The 19,677-nt window shown below is 68.2% G+C and carries 21 protein-coding genes and 1 pseudogene; 13 read left to right on the top strand and 9 right to left on the bottom strand.

Annotated features, from left to right (window positions below; all coding sequences use genetic code 11):
- The first annotated feature begins 34 nt into the window (after positions 1-34).
- The 3 genes from ACK4I0_RS11695 (at position 35) to ACK4I0_RS11685 (ending at position 2,741) form a co-directional block, all read left to right on the top strand.
- Positions 35-814 carry a hypothetical protein gene (locus ACK4I0_RS11695; RefSeq protein ID WP_409611148.1) on the top strand — a complete coding sequence of 260 codons (780 nt, stop codon included), beginning with the start codon at positions 35-37 and terminating at the stop codon, positions 812-814.
- 8 nt (positions 815-822) lie between these two features.
- Positions 823-1,596 carry a metallophosphoesterase gene (locus ACK4I0_RS11690; protein WP_409611146.1) on the top strand — a complete coding sequence of 258 codons (774 nt, stop codon included), beginning with the start codon at positions 823-825 and terminating at the stop codon, positions 1,594-1,596.
- Positions 1,597-1,691: 95 nt separating this feature from the next.
- Positions 1,692-2,741 (top strand): phosphatase PAP2 family protein, encoded by a 1,050-nt coding sequence (locus ACK4I0_RS11685; protein WP_409611144.1) that lies wholly within the window; start codon positions 1,692-1,694, stop codon positions 2,739-2,741.
- 66 nt (positions 2,742-2,807) lie between these two features.
- Here the strand turns inward: ACK4I0_RS11685 and ACK4I0_RS11680 are convergent, their stop codons facing one another.
- Complete coding sequence (locus ACK4I0_RS11680; protein ID WP_409611142.1) at positions 2,808-4,166, bottom strand: peptidoglycan DD-metalloendopeptidase family protein; 1,359 nt, start codon at positions 4,164-4,166, stop codon at positions 2,808-2,810.
- 363 nt (positions 4,167-4,529) lie between these two features.
- Here ACK4I0_RS11680 and ACK4I0_RS11675 point away from each other — a divergent pair, with 363 nt between their 5' ends.
- The 5 genes from ACK4I0_RS11675 (at position 4,530) to ACK4I0_RS11655 (ending at position 9,426) form a co-directional block, all read left to right on the top strand.
- The gene (locus ACK4I0_RS11675; RefSeq protein ID WP_409611140.1) at positions 4,530-7,715 is read left to right on the top strand and encodes a YdbH domain-containing protein; all 3,186 of its coding nucleotides are present in this window, start codon (positions 4,530-4,532) and stop codon (positions 7,713-7,715) included.
- 77 nt (positions 7,716-7,792) lie between these two features.
- Positions 7,793-7,990, top strand: coding sequence for a YnbE family lipoprotein (locus tag ACK4I0_RS11670; protein ID WP_409611138.1), 198 nt, complete (start codon positions 7,793-7,795; stop codon positions 7,988-7,990).
- A 30-nt stretch (positions 7,991-8,020) separates the two neighbouring features.
- Positions 8,021-8,383 (top strand): YdbL family protein, encoded by a 363-nt coding sequence (locus ACK4I0_RS11665; RefSeq protein WP_409611136.1) that lies wholly within the window; start codon positions 8,021-8,023, stop codon positions 8,381-8,383.
- 29 nt (positions 8,384-8,412) lie between these two features.
- Positions 8,413-8,670, top strand: coding sequence for a hypothetical protein (locus ACK4I0_RS11660; protein ID WP_409611134.1), 258 nt, complete (start codon positions 8,413-8,415; stop codon positions 8,668-8,670).
- Positions 8,671-8,673: 3 nt separating this feature from the next.
- Positions 8,674-9,426, top strand: a complete 753-nt coding sequence (locus ACK4I0_RS11655; protein WP_409611132.1) for a dienelactone hydrolase family protein — start codon at positions 8,674-8,676, stop codon at positions 9,424-9,426.
- Between the two features lie 3 nt (positions 9,427-9,429).
- Here the strand turns inward: ACK4I0_RS11655 and ACK4I0_RS11650 are convergent, their stop codons facing one another.
- Together ACK4I0_RS11650 and ACK4I0_RS11645 are read right to left on the bottom strand one after the other, a co-directional pair.
- Positions 9,430-10,116, bottom strand: a complete 687-nt coding sequence (locus ACK4I0_RS11650; RefSeq protein WP_409611130.1) for a response regulator transcription factor — start codon at positions 10,114-10,116, stop codon at positions 9,430-9,432.
- A gap of 59 nt (positions 10,117-10,175) precedes the next feature.
- Positions 10,176-10,880 (bottom strand): YggS family pyridoxal phosphate-dependent enzyme, encoded by a 705-nt coding sequence (locus ACK4I0_RS11645; protein WP_409611128.1) that lies wholly within the window; start codon positions 10,878-10,880, stop codon positions 10,176-10,178.
- Here ACK4I0_RS11645 and ACK4I0_RS11640 point away from each other — a divergent pair.
- The gene (locus ACK4I0_RS11640) at positions 10,879-11,532 is read left to right on the top strand and encodes a thiamine phosphate synthase (RefSeq protein WP_409611126.1); all 654 of its coding nucleotides are present in this window, start codon (positions 10,879-10,881) and stop codon (positions 11,530-11,532) included. The genes ACK4I0_RS11645 and ACK4I0_RS11640 overlap by 2 nt on opposite strands.
- Here ACK4I0_RS11640 and ACK4I0_RS11635 read toward each other — a convergent pair.
- Positions 11,522-11,938 carry an NtrZ family periplasmic regulatory protein gene (locus ACK4I0_RS11635; RefSeq protein ID WP_409611124.1) on the bottom strand — a complete coding sequence of 139 codons (417 nt, stop codon included), beginning with the start codon at positions 11,936-11,938 and terminating at the stop codon, positions 11,522-11,524. The genes ACK4I0_RS11640 and ACK4I0_RS11635 overlap by 11 nt on opposite strands.
- A gap of 340 nt (positions 11,939-12,278) precedes the next feature.
- Between ACK4I0_RS11635 and ACK4I0_RS11630 the strand changes: the two genes are divergently transcribed.
- The 4 genes from ACK4I0_RS11630 (at position 12,279) to holA (ending at position 16,925) form a co-directional block, all read left to right on the top strand.
- Complete coding sequence (locus ACK4I0_RS11630; protein WP_409611122.1) at positions 12,279-12,728, top strand: DUF3576 domain-containing protein; 450 nt, start codon at positions 12,279-12,281, stop codon at positions 12,726-12,728.
- Between the two features lie 70 nt (positions 12,729-12,798).
- Positions 12,799-15,375, top strand: a complete 2,577-nt coding sequence (leuS, locus tag ACK4I0_RS11625; RefSeq protein ID WP_409611120.1) for a leucine--tRNA ligase — start codon at positions 12,799-12,801, stop codon at positions 15,373-15,375.
- Positions 15,372-15,854, top strand: coding sequence for an LPS assembly lipoprotein LptE (gene lptE / locus ACK4I0_RS11620; RefSeq protein ID WP_409611118.1), 483 nt, complete (start codon positions 15,372-15,374; stop codon positions 15,852-15,854). Before leuS ends, lptE begins: the two co-directional genes overlap by 4 nt.
- A gap of 18 nt (positions 15,855-15,872) precedes the next feature.
- Positions 15,873-16,925 (top strand): DNA polymerase III subunit delta, encoded by a 1,053-nt coding sequence (gene holA / locus ACK4I0_RS11615; protein WP_409611116.1) that lies wholly within the window; start codon positions 15,873-15,875, stop codon positions 16,923-16,925.
- 9 nt (positions 16,926-16,934) lie between these two features.
- Here the strand turns inward: holA and ACK4I0_RS11610 are convergent, their stop codons facing one another.
- From ACK4I0_RS11610 to ACK4I0_RS11590, 5 genes and pseudogenes are all read right to left on the bottom strand, one after another.
- On the bottom strand, positions 16,935-17,120 hold the full coding sequence (locus ACK4I0_RS11610; RefSeq protein ID WP_409611114.1) for a hypothetical protein: 186 nt from the start codon (positions 17,118-17,120) through the stop codon (positions 16,935-16,937).
- Between the two features lie 4 nt (positions 17,121-17,124).
- Complete coding sequence (locus tag ACK4I0_RS11605) at positions 17,125-18,006, bottom strand: ParB/RepB/Spo0J family partition protein (RefSeq protein WP_409611112.1); 882 nt, start codon at positions 18,004-18,006, stop codon at positions 17,125-17,127.
- Between the two features lie 19 nt (positions 18,007-18,025).
- The gene (locus ACK4I0_RS11600) at positions 18,026-18,829 is read right to left on the bottom strand and encodes a ParA family protein (RefSeq protein ID WP_409611188.1); all 804 of its coding nucleotides are present in this window, start codon (positions 18,827-18,829) and stop codon (positions 18,026-18,028) included.
- Between the two features lie 7 nt (positions 18,830-18,836).
- Positions 18,837-19,403, bottom strand: a complete 567-nt coding sequence (rsmG, locus tag ACK4I0_RS11595) for a 16S rRNA (guanine(527)-N(7))-methyltransferase RsmG (protein ID WP_409611186.1) — start codon at positions 19,401-19,403, stop codon at positions 18,837-18,839.
- Positions 19,404-19,453: 50 nt separating this feature from the next.
- Positions 19,454-19,677, bottom strand: a pseudogene (locus ACK4I0_RS11590) (tRNA uridine-5-carboxymethylaminomethyl(34) synthesis enzyme MnmG); the annotation flags it as partial.

The following is a 19,677-nucleotide window of genomic DNA, read 5'->3' as shown; positions in this document are numbered from 1 at the left end:
CTCGCCCCGGCTGTCGGGCGCGCAGGAGCGTTCGATGTCCGACACCGTGGCAGATCCCAGCTTTCATCCGCCGGCCGAGGCCGTGGCGTTCTACGAGGAAAGCCTGCGGCTGTTGAAGGAAAGCGGCATTCCGTTTCTGCTGTCAGGGACCTATGCGGTTGCGGCCTATACCGGCATTCGCCGGCCGACCAAGGACCTGGATGTCTTCTGCAAGCCGGGCGACTACCCTCGCATCCTCGCCTTCTTCCAGGCCCGCGGTTACCGCACCGATGTCGAGGACGAGCGCTGGATCGCCAAGGTCTGGAAGGACGAGAAGCACTTCTTCGACGTCATCTTCGCCATGTCGAACGGCACCATCGCGGTGAATGACAGTTGGTTCGGCGACGATTTCATCGAGGTCTACGGCCACAAGGTCGCCATCACTCCGCCCACCGCCCTGATCCTCTCCAAGGTCTTCATTCAGGACCGCTATCGCTACGACGGCGCCGACGTGAACCACGTCATCCTGAAGCAGGCAGACGCCATCGACTGGAAGTCGCTGCTGAACCAGATGGATCTGTATTGGGAGGTGCTGATGGCGCACCTGCTGAACTTTCGCTTCGCCTATCCGACCGAGCGCGACAGCGTGCCCGCCTGGCTGATGACCGAGCTGAGCGAGCGGCTGCAGGCCCAGGTCGATCTGCCGGCGCCGCGCGTCAGGGTGTGCCGCGGCCGGCTGTTCAGCCCGCGGGACTATGTGGCCGACATCTCCGAATGGGGCTTTGGCGACGTGGTCGGCAAGGGGCTGGAGGAACGGCACGACCCCGTGGATTGAGAGAGCGCATGACCGACCCGAACCCTGACCCTCAGACGCCCCAGCCCGGCATGACCGGCGGCTTGGCCAAGACCCTTCGCGTGGCGGCGGTCGGCGACCTGCACGTCGGCGAAAGCGCCGAGCGGCCGCACCGCGAGCTGTTCGACCGCGTGCACGAGGACGCAGACGTCCTGTGCCTGTGCGGCGACCTGACCAACTTCGGCAAGACGCGCGAGGTCGAAATCCTGATCGAGGACATCAAGGCCTGCCGCATCCCCATGGTGGGTGTGCTGGGCAACCACGAGCACGAGTGCGGTCAGCCCGATGAGGTCACCCGCATGCTGTGCGACGCCGGCGTCAAGATGCTGGACGGCCAGGCCTATGAGATCGAAGGCGTCGGCTTCGCGGGCGGCAAGGGCTTCATCGGCGGCTTCGGCCGCTACATGCTCAGCTCGTTCGGCGAGAGCCAGATCAAGCGTTTCGTGCAGGAGGCGGTCGATGACGCCAACGCCATCGAGACGTCGATCCGAGCCTTGCGCACCGAGCGCAGCGTGGTTCTGCTGCACTACGCTCCGGTGGTCGACACGGTGATCGGCGAGCCGCCGGAAATCCACGCCTTCCTGGGGTCGTCGCGGCTGGCCGAGACCATCGACCGCTACGACAACATCAGCCTGGTGGTGCACGGCCACGCCCATCGCGGCGCGCCAGAGGGCCGGACCAACAAGGGCACGCCGGTCTACAACGTCGCCCTGCCGGTGCTGAAGACCCTGGGCGAAACGCCCTATCGGGTGTTCGAGGTCTGATCGCGCCTTAGGCGTTTTCTTAAGTCAGATACGTCATTGTTCTCGCCGAACCGCAAGGGGGGGGGGGGGCGATGACCGCTGGACGATTCAGGACCATGGCGTGGGAATCGCTGCGCTGGAACGCCTTGCCTGTGGGGCTGATCCTGGGCCTGGTCGCCGTCGGCGCCGGGCTGGGCGCGCAGTTCGGATTCCCCTTCAGCGTCATTGTCGTTCAGGACTTCTGGCTGCTGTTCAACGTGGCGGGCTTTGGCCTGATCATCGCCGGCGCGGCCCTTTTGGAACTGGTTCGCGCGAGGCCTCAGCATCCGTTGCCGCACCTGAAGGCCAAGCTCGGCGAGTGGCAGGTGGTGCGTCGCGCGATCATGGCGCTGCCGATCCTGCTGGCGGCGCCGGCGATGTTCTCGGCCTTCTCGGCGGTTAAGGCCGGCATTCCGGAAATGAACCCATTTCACCTCGACCCTCTGTTCGCGCAGATGGACGCGGTGATCCACGGCGCCGACGCCTGGCGTCTGGTCGAGCCGGTTCTGCGCACGCCCTGGGCGGTGTTCGGCATCAACATCGCCTATCACCTTTGGTTCTTTCTGTTCTACGGCGCGCTCGCCCTAGCGGCGGTGATGGTGCGCGACGTAAGGCTGAGGAACCAGTTCCTGACCGCCTTCGTGCTGTGCTGGATTGGACTGGGATTGGTCGCGGCGACCGGCCTATCGTCGGTCGGACCGGTCTATTTCGCCGACTTTTATCCGCACCTGGCTAATCCCTACGCCGAGCAGATGAACCTGTTGAGAGCGGCAAACGAGCACTTCCCGATCTGGGCTCTGGATGTTCAGGCCATGCTGCTGGAAGGCGCGCGCGATCCCGCCAAGGCCACGATCGGCGGCGGCATTTCCGCCATGCCCAGCCTGCATGTCGCGGTGTCGGTGCTGATGGCTCTGTTCGCCCAGAGGGTGAACCGCTGGCTAGGCGTTGCGGCCTGGGTCTTTGCGGCTGTCATCATGCTGGGGTCGGTGGTGCTGGCCTGGCACTATGCGGTTGACGGCTATCTGTCGGCGATCCTGACGCCGATGGTATGGATCGCCGCCGGTTGGCTGACCCGGCCGCGCCGGGTCACGCTGGCGACCCCGGCGCCCCAACCCGTTTCAGCCTGAGACGGAATCAAGAAAGCCCGCCTCGATAGGAGGCGGGCCTTGCTCTTATCTGGATGTTAGGCGGCGTCAGCCCTGGGCGGGACGTAGGCCGTCGGCCGTAGCCTGCTGCAGCTGGGGCCGCTTCTCGCCGCCCGCGGCGATGATGCGGTCGATGCGGGCCTTTTCGGCGCGGAAGGCGGCGAGGTCGGCGCCCGAGAGTTCGGTGCCTTCCTGAGTCTTCACGCCCGCCGGATTGATCCGCTGACCGTTGCGCCAGATTTCATAGTGGAGGTGCGGACCGGTCGAGGCGCCGGTCGAACCGACATAGGCGATGATCTGGCCCTGGCTGACGCGCTGGCCGGGGCGAATGCCCGAGGCGTAGCGCGACAGGTGGGCGTAGCCGGTCTCAAGACCATTGGGGTGCCGCACCCGCAGCCAGTTGCCATAGCCGCCCCAGCGACGCGCCTCGACCACAACGCCGTCGGCAGGCGCCACGATGGGCGTGCCGGTGCCGGCGGCGAAATCGATCCCCTGGTGCATCTTGCGATAGCCCGAGATCGGGTGCGTGCGCACGCCATAGCCCGAGGACACACGGCGGAAGTTCTGCAGCGGGGTGCGCATCATGGCCGAGCGCAGGTTCTTGCCGTTGGCGTCGAAATACTGGACCTCGCGCGCCCCGGCGGGCTGGAAGCGGTAGAAGACGTGGCCCTTGAGCTCGGCGTAGAGCAGGTCGCCCGTCTCGATGGTGCGGCCGCCTTCGGTCACGGCGCGGTCGAAGACCAGGGTGAATTCGTCGGACGCGCGCACGTCGCGCTGCATGTCCAGCTTGTGGGCGAACAACTGGCTGGCGCGGCGCACGATGGCGGCGGTCGCGCCCATGTTGCGGGCGGTTCCAGACAGCGAGCGCTCGACATCGCCGTTCAGCACCACGGTCTCGCGAGTGACCTTTTCCTCCAGCGCGCGAAGGCGAAGGGCGCCGTCGAAGCTGCGCGACACGGTCAGCTGGCTGGCCGGACCGGTGCGCATGGTCAGGCCGATCAGGCGGGCGTCGCCGCGACCGGTGCGCTCCTTGGCGATGGCGGTCTCGAACTTGAGGCCGGCGCGCAGGTCCTTGAGGTCGAAGGCGCCGGCCACGGTGGCGGCGACGGCGGCGGCTTCCTCGGCGGTGACGCCGGTGCGACGCACGGCCTGCTCGAAGGTTTCGCCGCGGCGGATCTGGACAGGAACGGCTTCGGGGGTGGTGAGGCCGGCGGGCGCGCCGGCGGCGGCGAAGGCCTGGGCCTCTAGCGCGTTGAGCTGGGTTGCGCTCAGCGGCGGCGCCTCATGGGCCCGGGCGGGCTGGTGGACGGCCTTTCCGGCCATCAGGGCGACGGAGACCGCCGCAACCGTGGTAAGCAGATGTGGCGACAGCCGCACTGGCTGTCGACGCGGATCGAACTGAGCCATCGGTCCCCGGCAAGCGACGGCGCACTTCGGCGCCAACAACTGGAATCAACTGGGTCCGCGACCAGATCCCCCGACCGCGAGGCAAGCCGTATAACCCGCCGAGTACATCCTGTGAAGACAGACGGTTACAAATGGTTAACTTGGGTGAAGCGAAGCTTTCGAAAGTCAGTCTCGAAATTGCTGGCTGATCTCGAACACACATCCATCATCAGCCATCTTGTAGGTCCTCTCGGCGTCATGGCCCATATGTCGCCTCTGTTGACTGAAAGTGTCCTGGCCGCCACGCCGCAGTGTTCTTGTGGCAACGCTGTCGCGGCGAAAGAGTTAGCGGGCGTGCCTCCAGTCCTTCAACGGGCGACCTGATTGACCGACCCCTCTCCCTACAAGATCCCGGACGAAGCCGCCCCGGCGCCGCGCCGGCGCCGCTCGCGGCTGTTCGTGATCATGCTGGTGTTTCTGGCCGCCCTGATCGTGGTGGCGGGGCTGCTGTATCTGAACCGCAGGACCGCCGCGCGAGAGGTGCTGGTCGGCTGGCTGGAGCAGCGCGGCATCCAGGCCGATGTTGAAGTCGAGACGGTGGATCTGAACCGCTTCGTGGCCAAGGTGCGCATCGGGCCGGCGGACGACCCCGACTTCGCGGTGGAGCGGGTCGAGGTGGACTACGCCGTGGCGGGCCCCTGGTCCGCGCGCGGGCCGGGCGTCACGCCCAGCCGTATCCGTCTGATCCGGCCGGTGCTGAAGGCGACCTGGGCCGAGGGGCGCCTGTCGCTGGGCTCGCTGGATCCCTTGGTCGAAGAGTTCCGCGCTCGCCCGCCCAGCCCGGATTCCACCGCGCCCGAGGTTCTGGTGGAAACCGGCCGCCTGCGCCTGTTCACCGAGTACGGCCCCTATCCGGTGCTGGCCGACGCTCGACTGGTGGACGGCAAGCTGCGCCGGCTGGACGCCCGCGCGCCCGCCGCTTCGCTGAAAAGCGGACGCATCGAGGCTCGCGGATTGGGCTGGCGGCTGAGCGCCGACGCAGAGGATGGGCGGCGCCTGACCGTGGCTTTGACGGCGGACGCTCGACGCGCCGGCGCGGGCGCCACGCGGGTTCAGGGCGCCCGTCTGACCTTGAACGGCGACCTGCCGTATCCGGACGAAGAGGTTTTCGAAACCGGCGGGGTCGTGAACCTGCTCAGCGAGCTTACGGCGGATCGTCTCGATGTGGGCGCATCGCGCGGCGCGGATCTGACGGTAAGCCACACGCTGGATGGGACGGTCCAGGGCTGGATCAATGCCTATCGCCTGACCGGCGACAGCCGCCTGTCTGTTCGGGCCAGCCGCCTGGACGGTCCTGCGGCGACGGGACGCGACCTCTTCCTGTCGGTTCAGGACGCGCAAACGCAGATTTCGCGCGCGCGTCGCCAAGAGACGCAATGGAGCGTTTCGGGGGCCGCTCGCATCGGCGCTTCGCGGCTGTCGACGAGCGGTGTCACGGCCTCAGGCCTGACGGCCGCCACCCCCGCACTGGACGCCGGCGGACGGGGGTCGGCTTTCGAGGTTCGGGCGCCCCTCGATCTCTCGGCGTCACGCGTGGACTGGAACGATGTGCGGCTGGAAGGACTGCGCTCGCGCGCCGCCTTGGACATCTCCCATGCCGGCGCGACGAATGTGACGGTCGCGGGGTCGGCGTCCTCTAGCCGCGCCGCCTGGCCCCTGTTCGGGCCGCCTCGGCCTGACGACTTGCCCGAACTCGCGGAGATGAAGCGAGCCCTGTCGGCCTTCGCCCTCGACCTGCCGGGCTTTCGCCTGACCACCGGCAGCCCCGGGACCCGTCTGAGTCTGACCCAATCGGCCACGGCGCGGCCCGTGAACGGAGGCGTGCTTACGGTCACAGCAGGCGCACGCCCGCTTTACGCCGCCGAGCCGGGCCGCCTGGGCGGCGGGAGCCTGCGTCTGACGTCCACGCGGGGCCGGGGCCTGCCGGCGCTGGACATGACCGTTCCCGACTGGCGATTGACGTCTTCGGGCTTCGAAGCCCGGCTGACGGGCCGGGCCGGCCTGGATTTCGGCCTGGCGCGCCAGATCGAGCTGACCACCGCCGGCCTGCTGGCCTCGTCCGCAGGCCGGCTGACCTACACGGCCCAAGACTGCACGCCGCTGACCGTGGCGCGGCTGGAGCTCGAGGAGAACAGCGTCACCGACATCTCGGGCCGTCTGTGCCCGAGCGATGCGCCCCTGGTTGTGGTCGAGGGCGGGCGCTGGACAGCGCGCGGCCGGTTCGAGGGGGTCGCCGCCGAGGCGCCGTTCCTTCAGATGCGGTTCGCCGACGCCCAGGGTCCGCTGCGGGTCGATGGTGGTCCCGCCGGCCTGTCGCTGACGGCGGGCGTCGAGAGCGCCAGCGTGACCGACGCGGCCGACCCGACGCGTTTCCGCCCCCTGTCGGCCGCCGGTCGCGCGGGCCTGAGAAACGAGGTGTGGAGCGGCGAGTTCGTCCTGTCGCGCGGCGACTTCGCCCTCGGCCAGGTGGTGCTGACCCACGACGGCCGGGCCCAGGCCGGCGGTGTGACGATCGACACCGGCCTGCTGACGTTCGCCGAGGGCGGGCTTCAGCCCAATCTGCTGAGCCCGTTGGTCGAGGACTATGTGCAGAATCCGGTGACCGGTTCGGCGCGCTTCCAGGGCCGGTTCGACTGGTCTGCGGCGTCCGAGGTCGGGACCAGTTCGGGCCGACTGACCATCCCGTCGCTGGATTTCGTCAGCCCCGCCGGGCCGGTCGAGGGTCTGTCGGGCGACATCGCCTTCAACAGTCTGGCGCCGCTGCAGGCCGCGCCGGGCCAGCGCCTGACGGTGCGGTCGCTGGACGCCTTCGCGGACCTGTCGGACCTGGAGCTGGTGTTCGGCCTGGATACGGCCGCCCTGCTGGTCGACGGCGCCGCCGTTCGGGTGGGTGGCGGCTGGGCGCGACTGGAGCCGCTGTCTATTCCCCTGGATCCTAAGGCCGCGACGACCGGGGTGCTGGTGCTGGAGAATGTCCAGATCGGCGATCTGATCTCTGGCGCAGGCTTCGCCGAGCAGGTTCGGATGGATGCGATGGTGTCGGGGCGGCTGCCCTTCACCTGGGACTCCGCCAACGGCGTGCGCGTCTCGGGCGGTCAGCTGACGGCGACGCGGCCCGGCCGGCTGTCGATCCAGCGCGAGGCGCTCAGCGATCTTGAGGCGGGCGGCGGCGGCGAGGACGTGGCCCCCAACACGGTGCAGGACTTGGCCTACCAGGCGATGGAGAACCTGGCCTTCGACCTGCTGACGGCGGATGTGAACAGCCTGGACGGCGGGCGGCTGAACCTGCTGTTCCACATCAAGGGCCGCCACGATCCGCCTCAGCGGCAGGAACTGCGCCTGAGCCTGCGCGAACTGATCACCCGCGACTTCCTGAAGCGCGAGCTGCCCTTGCCGTCCGACACCGGCATCGATCTGACGCTGGACACGACCCTGAACGTCAATCAGCTGATCTCGGACCTGATCGCCTATCAGCGCGCGCGCGCCGGCGAGCCGGAGCCCACGCCGTGACGGCTGGCCAATCGTTCAGAACCCATTCACCCTCAGTGGCGTTTAAGTCGTCGCGAACCAATACGGAGCTTCGCGCCATGATCCGTCGCCCCAGATCCACAGCCGGTCTCATGCTGGCCGCCGCCGCCCTGTCGATGGGCGCGGCCGCCTGCACGCCCACGGTTCGGCTGGAAGTCGCGCCGATCTCGATCTACGCCAAGCTCGACGCCGAGGTGCGCGTGAAACTCGATCAGGAGCTGCAGCAGCTTCTGCGCGAGAACCCCAATCTGTTCTGATCCGATGATGTTCGGAGGAAGGCTTCAGTCATGACGTTCCGCAAGCTCTTCGTCATCGGCGCCGCGATCGCGGCGCTGGGCGTGGCCGCCGGTGCGGCCTATGCGCAGACGGCCCAGCAGAAATCCGCCATCGACGCCGCCAAGGCGCAGGGTGTGGTCGGCGAACAGGCCGACGGCTACCTGGGCATTCGTCAATCCAGCGCCGACGCCACTGTGCGCGAGGCGGTGCAGGTGACCAACGATGCGCGTCGCCGGGCCTACGCCCAGAGCGCGGCCCAGGCCGGCACCACCGCCGAGGTAGCGGGCGCCCGCATGTTCGAGGCGCAGCTTCTGCCCCGCATCTCTTCCGGCCAGTGGTACCGCAACGCCCAGGGCCAGTGGGTCCAGCGCTAGGCTGGGCGAGCGGCCGAGACGAGCGCCGCATGGTTCGGTTCCTTCGCCTTCTGTTGGTGGCCGTCGCGGTGTCCGCGGCGGCCACGCTTCTGCTGGGCGTGACGTGGACCGCCATAGGCGGCGGCGCGATGAACCTTCACGGCTGGATCGCCCTGGGCATCGGCGTCCTGGGCACGGCCGGCCTGACCTGGGGTCTGATGGCCCTGGCCTTTCGCTCCAGCCGAGAGGGCTGGGACAAGCGCGTCGACAACAGTCTGGACCCCGGCCGCGAAGACCCCCACGACTGAGACATGGAAGACATCGCATCTCTCTGGGACCGGCTGGAGCCTCATATTCAGGCCTACGGGCCACAGGATGACCGGCCGCGCCCTGCGGTGATCCTGTTCCACGGCTGCGGCGGCCTGCGCAGCCATCTGCCGCGCTACGCGGACGCGGCTACGGCGGTCGGCTGGCGGACCTTCATCGTCGATTCCTATGCGCCGCGCCGGATCAGCCGCACCGTGGCGCTGACCACCGTCTGCACCGGCCTGAAGCTGCGCGGATACGAACGGGGCGGCGATGTTCTCGCCGCCATTCAGGGCGTGTCTCAGCGGCCCGATGTCGACGCCGGTCGGCTGGCCCTGGCCGGCTGGAGCCATGGCGGCTGGGCCATCATGGAGACCCTGGCCGCCGACGTCTCGCGCCCCGGCGCCCTGGGCGTGCGCGACGCAGCCTCTGGCGACCTGTCAGGGGTCAGGGCGGTCTGGCTGGCCTATCCCTATATCGGGCCCTGGGCCTTCAACCGGATGCGGCCCTGGCGTCATTGTCCCCGGCTGCTGGCGGTCACGGCCCGCAAGGACCACCTGACGACGGTGCGCAACGCCGAGCGGGTCAACGCCATGATCGAGGGCTGCGGCGTTCAGGTGGAGCATTGGATCGCCGAAGGCACCCACGCCTTTGACGAACCGACCAACAATGGACCTATGCGGCATAGCCCCGAGTTGACGCTGGAGGCGCTGAACCGATTTCGCCGATTCCTTCAGGACACCGCGCCGAGCGCCTGAGGATCAGGGCTGCAGGCGATAGCCGCCGGTGTCGGTCAGCAGCAGCCGCGCCTGGCCGGGTTCCGGCTCGATCTTCTGGCGCAGGCGATAGATGTGGGTTTCCAGCGTGTGGGTCGTGACCCCGGCGTTGTAGCCCCAGACCTCGGTCAACAGCTCCTCGCGCGACACGGGCTTCGCGCCGGCGCGATAGAGGTATTTGAGGATGTTGGTTTCCTTCTCGGTCAACCGCACCTTCTTGCCCCTGGCGTCCAGCAGCATCTTTGAGGCGGGCCGGAACTCGTAGGGGCCGACCTGGAAGACGGCGTCCTCGGACTGTTCGTGGCTGCGCAGATGGGCGCGGATGCGCGCCAGCAGCACGGCGAACCGGAAGGGCTTGGTCACATAGTCGTTGGCGCCGGAGTCCAGGCCCAGGATGGCGTCGGAATCCGACGACTGCGCCGTCAGCATGATGACCGGCGTCGAAACCCCCGCCTTGCGGATCAGGCGACACGCCTCGCGCCCGTCCATGTCGGGCAGATCGACATCCAGCAGGATCAGGTCGGCGCGGATCTCGCGCGCCTGGCGCACGCCATCGGTGGCGGTCGCGGCCTGGACCGGGCGGAACTCCTCGTGCAGCGCCAGCTGCTCGGCCAAGGCCTCGCGCAGGTCGTCGTCGTCGTCGATGATCAGGATGGTCTTGGGTGCGGGCATGAACACAGAATGGCGAGGCTTGAGGGCCGCGCCAAGGCGTGCGGCCGCATTTGTCACACTCAAGAGGGCGAAAGCGGCGCTTTTCGTCCCCCGAAAAGTCTCGAGCCCAGTCGAACGTGGGTCGCGCCAGCGGTGATCGCGGCCTCGAAATCGCCGCTCATGCCCATGGACAGGACATTCAGGCCGTTGCGCGCCGCGATTTCGGCCAGAAGCCGGAAATGCGGTTCGGGCGCCGCTTTCGCCGGCGGAATGCACATCAGGCCTTCGACCTGCAGACCGGCGGATCGGCCGTTCGCGATCAAGGCGTCGGCCTGATCTGGAACGACGCCGGCCTTCTGCGCCTCCCGCCCCGTATTTACCTGGACCAGGACGCGCGGCGTTTTGCCGGACTTTTCGGCGGCCCGCGCCAAGGCATCGACCAGGCGCTCCCGGTCCACGGTCTCGATCACATCGAACAGGGCGACCGCGTCAGAGGCCTTGTTGGTCTGGAGCGGGCCGATCAAGCGCAGCTCCAGGTTGGCCACGGTCCCACGGCGGTCGGCCCAGCGGGCTTGCGCCTCCTGAACGCGGTTCTCGCCGAACACGCGCTGGCCGGCGTCCAGGGCGGCCTGCACGGCTTCATTGGCCTGGGTCTTGGTCACGGCGACGAGGGTCGGGATGTCAGATCGGCCGGCCGCGCGGGCGGCCCGTTCGATCCGGGCGCGCGCTTCCGCAAGGGCCTGGGTTATGGACGCGGCGGCCGCGACGGGCGATGAGGCGGTCATGAGCGCAACCCTGCCTGAAGACGCCCGACGGCTCTGGGACGCCGCTGTGGCTCTAAACCGCGCGGCCGCCGCTGTCAGCCCGGCCGCCGCACGCCTGCCTCCCCTGCTGTTCTTCACCGATCCACAGCGCACGCCCAGGCCCTGGGAGACGGCCGAGCGTCTGCCGGCGGGAGCAGCCGTGGTGTTTCGGCATTTCGGCGCGCCCGACGCCCTGGAGCAGGCCCGGCGCCTGCGCGAGGTCACGCGTGCCTCCGGCGTCCGACTGCTGGTCGGGCTGGACGTCGATCTGGCGCATGAAATCGAGGCGGACGGCGTCCATCTGCCTGAACGCGTCCTGTCGATCGCCTCGACGATGACGAGACGCCCCGGCTGGATCGTCACCGGAGCCGCGCATTCTCTAGACGCGCTCGGCCTGGCCCGCGACCTCGACGCCGTCGTGCTGTCGCCTGTGTTTCCCGCTGGCGGCGCCTCGGCGGCGCGGGCGAGCGTCGGGATTGAGGCGCTCGAGATATGGGCGAACACCGCGCCCTGCCCCGCCTATGCTCTTGGCGGGATCACGCCCGAAACGGCTGACGCCTTGAAAGGCGTTTGCGGCCTCGCAGCGGTTGATGCGGTCGTCCAGGCCTTCGGCCCAGTCCCGATCAGAACTTGAAGATGGTTTCGAGGCGCACGCGCGGCTGGGCGCGCCGATCCGACTCGGCGGGACGGGCAGGATCGATCTCGCGCGTGCCGAGCTCGGCGGCGGCGCCGACGCTGAGCCTGCGGTTCAGGTTGTAATAGGCCCCGGCCTCGACTTCTCCAGCTTCGCCCGTACGGCTGGTCGGCTGGCCGAGATTGAAGTTGAGGCCCCAGCGACCCGGATCGTACCAGCGCAGGCCACGACGATCGCGCGAGGTCGAGGCGACTGCCTGATCAGCGGCGTCCGCGGCCTGAGCCAGCGTGGTCTGGGCGGCGGGGGCGCGACGCTGGGTATTGGAGGTCTGAGCCTGGGCGGCCTGAGCCAGGCTGGTCAAAGCCAACCCGAACGCCACCGCCGCTATCACACCGCCGAAGCGCATGTCCTGCCCTCACGCGCCGCATTGGCGCGGCGCCTTTCATCCCGAACCGGCGTTTCCACCGAAGGACGTTCGACGATTAAGCGCCGTCCGTTCATCCGGTCAACGCAACGTGACGCTCTCGCGCCGGTTCCCCGCGATTCGGACAGGCGGTTGTGTCGCAGCGGTCACGCGATTGGGCGACGATCAGACCAAGATGAGGCGCGGCGCGGCGGTTCGCCTTGTCATCGCCCCTTTTGACCGTGTTATAGAGCCGAGCTTGCGCGCCGTCGGGCGCCGGCCGTCGGACTGCGCGCCTTATCAAGGGCCGGCCGACGTTCACATGAGACGAAGAGGATGTTCGATGGGCCAGTTTCGCGGCGCGCTCAAGGCGGCGGTCCCGGCGCTTCTCCTGGGTTTGACGGTGTCGGCCTGCGGCGGCGTGCCCGGTTTCCGCGGTGATCGGTCGGCGGCGGCGAACGCCCAGCCGGGCATCGGCGTGAACGCCTTCCTGTGGCGCGCGACCCTGGACACCCTGGCCTTCATGCCCCTGGCCAGCGCCGATCCGTTCGGCGGCGTGGTGAACTATGACTGGTACGCCGATCCGGCCACGCCGAACGAGCGCTTCAAGGCGACCGTCTTCATCCTGGACCGCCGTCTGCGCGCCGACGCGCTGAACGTCACGGTGACCAAGGAAGTGCGCGACGCCTCGGGCGGCTGGGTCACGGCGCCGGTCGCGGCGCAGACCGAGACCGACCTCGAGAACGCCATCCTGACCAAGGCGCGTCAGCTTAACCTCTCGACCGCCCGCTAAACCCACCTCTCACCATCCTCGGGGGCCGGCTTCAGGGCTCAGCGCCTGAGCCGACGCTTCAGGACTGACCGTGGCCCGATACGAGCCCAAGACCGCCGAACCTCGCCAGCAGGCCCGCTGGGCGGACGCCGACGCCTTTTCCGTATCCAACGACGATACGGGTCGTCCTAAATACTATGTCCTTGAAATGTTTCCGTATCCTAGCGGAAACATCCACATGGGGCACGCCCGGAACTACGTCATGGGCGACGTGGTGGCGCGTCACAAGCGGGCCCAGGGCTTCGACGTTCTGCACCCCATGGGCTGGGACGCCTTCGGCATGCCCGCCGAGAACGCGGCCATGGAGCGCGGCGTCCATCCCGGCGACTGGACCTGGTCCAACATCGCCAACATGCGCGATCAGCTGAAGCTCTTGGGCCTGTCGCTGGACTGGTCGCGCGAGTTCGCGACCTGCGACCCCGAATACTACGGCAAGCAGCAGGCGTGGTTTCTGGAGCTGTATCGGCGCGGCCTGGTTTATCGCAAGGACGGCGTGGTCAACTGGGACCCGGTCGACAACACCGTGCTGGCCAATGAACAGGTCATCGACGGACGCGGCTGGCGCTCGGGCGCCGTGGTCGAGAAGCGCAAGCTTAACCAGTGGTTCCTGCGCATCACCGACTACGCCGATGATCTGATCGAGGGCCTGACCGAACTGGAAGGCCGCTGGCCCGACAAGGTCCGGCTGATGCAGGAAAACTGGATCGGCCGCTCCAAGGGGCTGCAGATGACCTGGGCCTGGGCGAGCGAAGCGCCGGCCGGCTTCAAGAATGGGCTGGAGATCTACACCACCCGGCCCGACACCCTGTTCGGGGCCAGCTTCATGGGCCTGGCGCCGGACCACCCGATCTCCAAACAGCTGGCCGAGGCCGACCCGGCCATCGCCGCCTTCGTGGCCGACTGCCGCAAGGGCGGCTCCAGCCAGGCCGAGATCGAACAGGCCGAAAAGATCGGGCGCGACACCGGCCTGAAGGTCGTGCACCCCTTTACCGGCCAGGAAGTCCCCGTCTGGATCGCCAACTTCATCCTGTCCGAATACGGAACCGGCGCGATCTTCGCCTGCCCCGCGCACGACCAGCGCGACCTGGACTTCGCCCGCAAATACGATCTGCCCGTCATCCCGGTCGTCCGGCCGGAAGGCGCGGACGATGATTTCGCGGTGGGATCGGAAGCCTACACCGGCCCCGGCTCGATCTTCCATTCCGACTTCCTGGACGGGCTGGACATCGAGACCGCCAAGGCCGAGGCCGTGCGCCGCATCGAAGCCGCCGGCCAGGGTCAGGGCGCGACCATCTATCGCCTGCGCGACTGGGGCGTGTCGCGCCAGCGGTACTGGGGCTGCCCCATTCCAATCATCCACTGCGAGGCCTGCGGCCCCGTCGAGGTTCCGGCCGACCAACTGCCGGTCGAGCTGCCTAAGGACGTCACCTTCGACGTGCCCGGCAATCCGCTGGACCGCCACGCGACGTGGAAGCACGTCAAATGTCCCTCCTGCGGCGGCGACGCCCGGCGCGAGACGGATACGCTGGACACCTTCGTCGACAGCTCCTGGTACTTCGCCCGCTTCGCCGATCCCAAGGCGGCCGATCCGATCAACCGCGCCGCCGCCGCCCGCTGGCTGCCGGTCGATCAGTACATCGGCGGGGTCGAGCACGCGGTGCTGCACCTGCTCTACGCCCGCTTCATCAGCCGCGCCCTGACGAACGCGGGCCTGATGGACGTCAAGGAGCCCTTCGCCGGCCTGTTCACACAGGGCATGGTGGTCCACGAGACCTATTTCGACGGCGTCGACAACGGCAAGCCGCGCTGGATCGAGCCCTCGGACGTGCGCATCGAGACGGTGGACGGCCAGCGTGTCGCCACGCGCCTGTCGACGGGCGCCCAGGTCTCGATCGGCGACATCGAGAAGATGTCCAAGTCCAAAAAGAACGTGGTGGCCCCCCAGGACATCATCGAGGCCTATGGCGTCGACGCCGGCCGCCTGTTCGTCCTGTCCGACAGCCCGCCCGAGCGTGACGTGCAGTGGTCGACAAGCGGCGTCGAGGGCGCCAGCCGCTTCGTCCAGCGTGTCTGGGCCGAGTTCGACGGCTTTGACGCCGCTCAATCCGGCGATGCGGCCGCCGGCGCCGCCCTGCGCCGCGAAACGCACAAGGCCATCAAGGCCGTGTCGGACGGGGTCGAGGGGTTCCGTTTCAACTCCGCCATCGCCAAGCTCTACGCCTTCGTCGCCACCGTGCGTCAGTACGCCGGCGCCGACGCCGAGGCCCGGCGCGAGGCCCTGTCAGCCCTGGCGCGCCTGGTCGCCCCCTTCACGCCCCACCTGGCCGAGGAATGCTGGGCCCGCCTGGGTGAGGACGGCATGGTCCTGGATGCGCCCTGGCCCGTCTACGATCCCGCACTGGCCGCCGACGACGAGGTCACCCTGCCAGTCCAGATCGGCGGCAAGCGTCGCGGCGAGATCGTCATGCCAAAGGGCGCGGACCCCAAGGCGGTCGAAGAGGCCGCGCTGGCCAACGCGGCCGTCCAGGCCTACCTTGCCGCCAACAACCTCTCGGTCCGCAAGGTGATCGTCGTGCCCGATCGCATCGTAAATCTGGTGGCCGGATGAGGCGCGCGCTGGCGGTTCTGACGGCGGCCGTAGCCCTGTCGGGTTGCGGCTTTACGCCTCTTTACGGCGACCTCGGCGTAGCGGGCGGCTTGTCTCGCATCACGGTCAACACGCCGGACGACCGGCTGGGTTATCGTCTGCGCGAGCAGCTGGAAGACGCCCTGGGCTATGACCGGACCACGCCGTCGGCCTATGCGCTGTCGGCGGTTCTGGACGCCGAGCGCCGTCCTCTGGGTCGCCGCATCGACGACACCGCCAGCCGCTACGAGCTGACCGTTCGCGCGGTCTGGACCCTGACGCCCGCGAGCGGCGCCGAAGCGCTGACGGGTACGGAGACCGCCACCGTCACCTATGCGGCGGCCGACCAGCCCTATGCCGCCATCGCCGCCCAGCAGGACGGCGAGGACCGCGCCGCCGCCGAACTGGCCCGGCTGATCCGGCTGGACCTGATGCGGGCGCTTGCCGTCGGCCAGCCCTAGGCCGGGAGCGATGACGCCATGATCCTGGCCAAGCGGCCCGAGGTCGATCGCTTCCTCAAGTCGCCGGACCCGGCCGTCCGCGCGGCCCTCTTCCATGGCAAGGATCGCTCAGGCGTGGGCGAGCGGGCGGTGATCCTGTCCAAGACCGTCACGCCGGACCTGAACGACCCCTTCAACGTCACCCTGCTGACCGATTCCGACATCGACAGCGATCCCGCCAGGCTGGAAGACGCCCTGACCGCCATGAGCCTGATGGGCGGCCGGCGCCTGGTGCGGGTGCGGCTGGGCGAAGGCAAGCCAGGCGTCGACAAGGCCCTGGCCGCCGCCCTGACGATCCATGCCGACGGCGGCTTCAACCCCGACGCCATGCTGGTGATCGAGGCCGGGGCCCTGGGCCGCGAATCCGCACTGCGCAAGGCGGCGGAGAAGGCCGCGGGCGCCGTCTTGATCGCCTGTTATGAAGACGAGGTCGGGGATGTCTCGCGCATGACCCGCGAGGCCCTCGCCGCCGACAAGGTGGGCCTGACCTCGGACGCGCTGGAGATGTTCGTCGCCCGCCTGCCCCGAGAGCGCGGCCTGATGCGCCAGGAGATCGAGCGGCTGGTCCTGTTCATAGGCCCGGGTTCGGGTCGCAGCATCGGGCCTGAAGAGCTGGAACAGCATCTGGGCGTCGAGCCCGACGCCTCCCTGTCCGACGCGGCGCTTCAGGCCTTCGGCGCGCGGCCTGGTCCCGCCCAAGCCGGCCTGCGGCGCGCCTTCGCCGAGGGCGAAAGCGCCGTCATGGCCGTGCGCATGACCGCGCTTCATCTCGGAAAACTTCGTCGAATCAATATCTTGCAACATAACGGCGCGGGCGCGAAGGAGGCCGCCAAGGCCGCCGGCGTCTTCTGGAAACAGGAAGCCGAAATGCTGCGTCAGGCGCGCGGCTGGCGTCTGGAAATGCTCGACGAGGTTCAGGACAGCGTCAATGCCGCCGATGTCGCGTCCAAGACGACCGGCCTGCCTGACCAGTTGATCGCCGAACGCCTGTTGTTGGAGATCGCCGCGCGCGGGCGTCGCCTGGGGCTGTAAAGTCGGGCTCTAGCCCCGCTTGGAGGCCTTGCGGAAGGCCGGCTTGTTCATCGCCGCAGCCTGACGCTGCATCGACTTTTCGGTCCCGCCGACCGGCGCCTTGCCCGGTTTGCCGGGAGCGGAGACGCCCGCCTTCTTGGCCGCCAGCGCGCGTTTTAGAGCGTCGAGCGCCTGAGCCTTGCCTGTGTCGGTCATGGGGTCAGCCCTTCATCAGTCGACGGCACAACTCATCGAGCTGCTCCAGCGATCCATAGCGCAGCGTTAGCTCACCCTTGCCGCCCTGATCGCTGAGCGCGACCTTCAGGCCCAGCGCGTCGGCCAGATCCTGTTCCAGGGCGGCGATGTCGGCGTCGCCATCCGCCGACTTCGCCTTGCTCGGACGCGGCGTTTTCGGGCCTTCGGCCGCCTGTCGCGCCAGGGCCTCGGTCTGACGCACGTTGAGCCCTTTGGACAGGACCACGTCGGCCAGGGCCTTGGGGTCCGGCGCGGTGATCAGCGCGCGCGCGTGGCCGGCCGTCAGCTTCTCCTCCATCACCAGATTCAGCACCGAGATGGGCAGTTGGAGCAGGCGCAGGGTGTTGGCCACGTGACTGCGGCTCTTGCCAACCACGCCGGCCAGGGCGTCCTGACTGCGGCCGAAACGCTCCATCAGGTTGGAATAGGCGTTCGCTTCCTCGACCGGGTTCAGGTCGGCGCGCTGGACGTTTTCGATGATGGCGGCTTCCAGGACGTCGCTGTCCTCCATCTCGTGGACGACGATCGGCACTTCCTTCAGACGCGCCGCCTGGGCCGCGCGCCAGCGACGCTCGCCAGCGATGATCTGCCACATCCCCTCCTCGCCGGGCTGGGCCCGAACCAGGATCGGCTGCAGCACGCCCTTGTCGCGGATCGAGGCCGTCAGTTCGTCCAGATCTTCGCGCTGGAAGATCTTGCGCGGCTGATCGGGATTGGGCTTCAGCCGTTCGATCGGCGCGCGCCGCACGCTTTCGGTCGTCGTCGTCGCGGCGGCGCCGGGCGCGGCGTCCTGCTCGCCCATCAAGGCGGCCAGGCCCCGACCGAGACCTCTCTGACGTTCGGACATGGCGGTTCCTTTCAAGGCTTCAGGCGGCGCGGCGCTGGCGCTCGCGCGCCACGACTTCGCGGGCCAGACGCAGATAGGCCTGGCTGCCCGCGCACTTCAGATCGTAGATCAAAACGGGCTTGCCGAACGACGGCGCCTCGGACACCCGCACATTCCGGGGAATGACGGCGTCGTAGACCTTGTCGCCGAAGTGCGCTCGCACGTCGTTCGCGACCTGGCCCGACAAGGCGTTGCGACGGTCGTACATGGTCAAAACGAGACCCTGGATCTCCAGGGCCGGGTTCAGGCTGTGGCGCACCATGTCGATGGTCTTCATCAACTGGCTCAGACCCTCCAACGCGAAGAACTCACACTGAAGCGGCACCAGAACCGCATCCGCCGCGGCCATGGCGTTCAATGTCAGCAAGTTCAGCGACGGCGGGCAGTCGATGAGCACATAGTCGTACCCGGTCTGACCCGTTCGGTCCTGCGCCGCCAGAGCGTCGCGTAGACGATAGGAGCGTCTATCCGCCTGACTGAGCTCGATTTCCACGCCCGACATATCGGCGTCGGCTGGGATTATGGACAGACCCGGTACGGCCGTTTGCACGGCGGCGTCCTGAATTGAGCGCCCATCAACCACCACGTCATAGATGGTGATACGCCGTGTTTCACGTGGAACACCCAGACCGGTGGAGGCATTGCCCTGCGGATCCATGTCCACGATCAGCACGCGCTCGCCGATCGCCGCCAAAGCCGTGCCCAGATTGATCGCGGTCGTAGTCTTGCCGACCCCACCCTTCTGATTGGAGACAGCGAGAACGCGCGGCGAGACGGGCGGCAGGGGCGTGTTATCGGGCACGTCTCAGGCTCCGTATGGAAACGATCCGGCCGCGCGCATCGCTCAGCGACGGCGACAGCTCCGCTTCGAAATGCCAGACCTGGCGGGCGGCGATCAACTCACTCTCGGCCTTCTCTCCCTTGAGAAACAGCCCTTGTGCACCGCGCTGGAAGTACGGCTGTGCATAAGCCAGCAGCTTCTCGAGCGGCGCGACCGCCCTGGCCGTCACAACCTCGCACCTGACCGCCTGATCCTCGGCTCGCCCGTTGATGACGGTGGCCGGTAGTTTGAGTTCGTCCACGATCTGATCCAGAAAGCGGCAACGCTTGCCCAAGCTGTCAATCAGCCACACGTGACCGCCCGTGCGCGCCTTCAACAGGATCGCCAGGACCACGCCCGGGAACCCCGCGCCCGCGCCGAGATCCGCCCAAGTCAAAGCCTTGGGCTGATGTTCCAGCAGTTGCGCGCTATCCAGCGCGTGGCGGATCCAGAAGTCCGGCAGGCTGTCGGGACCGACCAAGTTCATAACGGCATTGGCTTCGGTCAGCAGGACCAGAAACCGATCCAGCTCCGCCATCGTCTCATCAGAACAGCGGAAGCGGGATTGGAAGGCGGCGCGGTCCGCGCTCACGCCGCCGCCTCGGTCGCGCCGCGGCGAACATGGGCCAGCAGCGCGGTGAGCGCCCCAGGGGTCATCCCCTCGATCCGGCCGGCTTGGCCCAATGTCTGGGGCCTGACCCGCTCGAGCTTTTCGCGAACCTCGTTGGACAGACCGCCGATCGCCGCATAGTCCAGACCGGCCGGCAGCGTCAGCCCTTCATCACGGCGCAGGGCCTCTGCGTCGGCCGCCT

The sequence above is a fragment of the Brevundimonas sp. genome, assembly GCF_046295775.1.
GTDB lineage: Bacteria > Pseudomonadota > Alphaproteobacteria > Caulobacterales > Caulobacteraceae > Brevundimonas.
The sequence above is the reverse complement of the archived record's forward strand: the minus strand, read 5'-3'. Positions and strand labels throughout refer to the sequence as shown.

Coding starts and splice junctions, on each gene's coding strand:
- ACK4I0_RS11680 (WP_409611142.1), bottom strand. CDS start 4,166: ATGGCTCAGTTCGATCCGCGTCGACAGCCAGTGCGGCTGTCGCCACAT.
- lptE (WP_409611118.1), top strand. CDS start 15,372: ATGAGGCGCGCGCTGGCGGTTCTGACGGCGGCCGTAGCCCTGTCGGGT.
- ACK4I0_RS11605 (WP_409611112.1), bottom strand. CDS start 18,006: ATGTCCGAACGTCAGAGAGGTCTCGGTCGGGGCCTGGCCGCCTTGATG.
- ACK4I0_RS11645 (WP_409611128.1), bottom strand. CDS start 10,880: ATGACCGCCTCATCGCCCGTCGCGGCCGCCGCGTCCATAACCCAGGCC.
- ACK4I0_RS11655 (WP_409611132.1), top strand. CDS start 8,674: ATGGAAGACATCGCATCTCTCTGGGACCGGCTGGAGCCTCATATTCAG.
- ACK4I0_RS11685 (WP_409611144.1), top strand. CDS start 1,692: ATGGCGTGGGAATCGCTGCGCTGGAACGCCTTGCCTGTGGGGCTGATC.
- ACK4I0_RS11640 (WP_409611126.1), top strand. CDS start 10,879: ATGAGCGCAACCCTGCCTGAAGACGCCCGACGGCTCTGGGACGCCGCT.
- ACK4I0_RS11670 (WP_409611138.1), top strand. CDS start 7,793: ATGATCCGTCGCCCCAGATCCACAGCCGGTCTCATGCTGGCCGCCGCC.
- ACK4I0_RS11690 (WP_409611146.1), top strand. CDS start 823: ATGACCGACCCGAACCCTGACCCTCAGACGCCCCAGCCCGGCATGACC.
- ACK4I0_RS11665 (WP_409611136.1), top strand. CDS start 8,021: ATGACGTTCCGCAAGCTCTTCGTCATCGGCGCCGCGATCGCGGCGCTG.
- ACK4I0_RS11650 (WP_409611130.1), bottom strand. CDS start 10,116: ATGCCCGCACCCAAGACCATCCTGATCATCGACGACGACGACGACCTG.
- ACK4I0_RS11635 (WP_409611124.1), bottom strand. CDS start 11,938: ATGCGCTTCGGCGGTGTGATAGCGGCGGTGGCGTTCGGGTTGGCTTTG.
- rsmG (WP_409611186.1), bottom strand. CDS start 19,403: ATGGCGGAGCTGGATCGGTTTCTGGTCCTGCTGACCGAAGCCAATGCC.
- ACK4I0_RS11660 (WP_409611134.1), top strand. CDS start 8,413: ATGGTTCGGTTCCTTCGCCTTCTGTTGGTGGCCGTCGCGGTGTCCGCG.
- ACK4I0_RS11610 (WP_409611114.1), bottom strand. CDS start 17,120: ATGACCGACACAGGCAAGGCTCAGGCGCTCGACGCTCTAAAACGCGCG.
- ACK4I0_RS11630 (WP_409611122.1), top strand. CDS start 12,279: ATGGGCCAGTTTCGCGGCGCGCTCAAGGCGGCGGTCCCGGCGCTTCTC.
- ACK4I0_RS11695 (WP_409611148.1), top strand. CDS start 35: ATGTCCGACACCGTGGCAGATCCCAGCTTTCATCCGCCGGCCGAGGCC.
- holA (WP_409611116.1), top strand. CDS start 15,873: ATGATCCTGGCCAAGCGGCCCGAGGTCGATCGCTTCCTCAAGTCGCCG.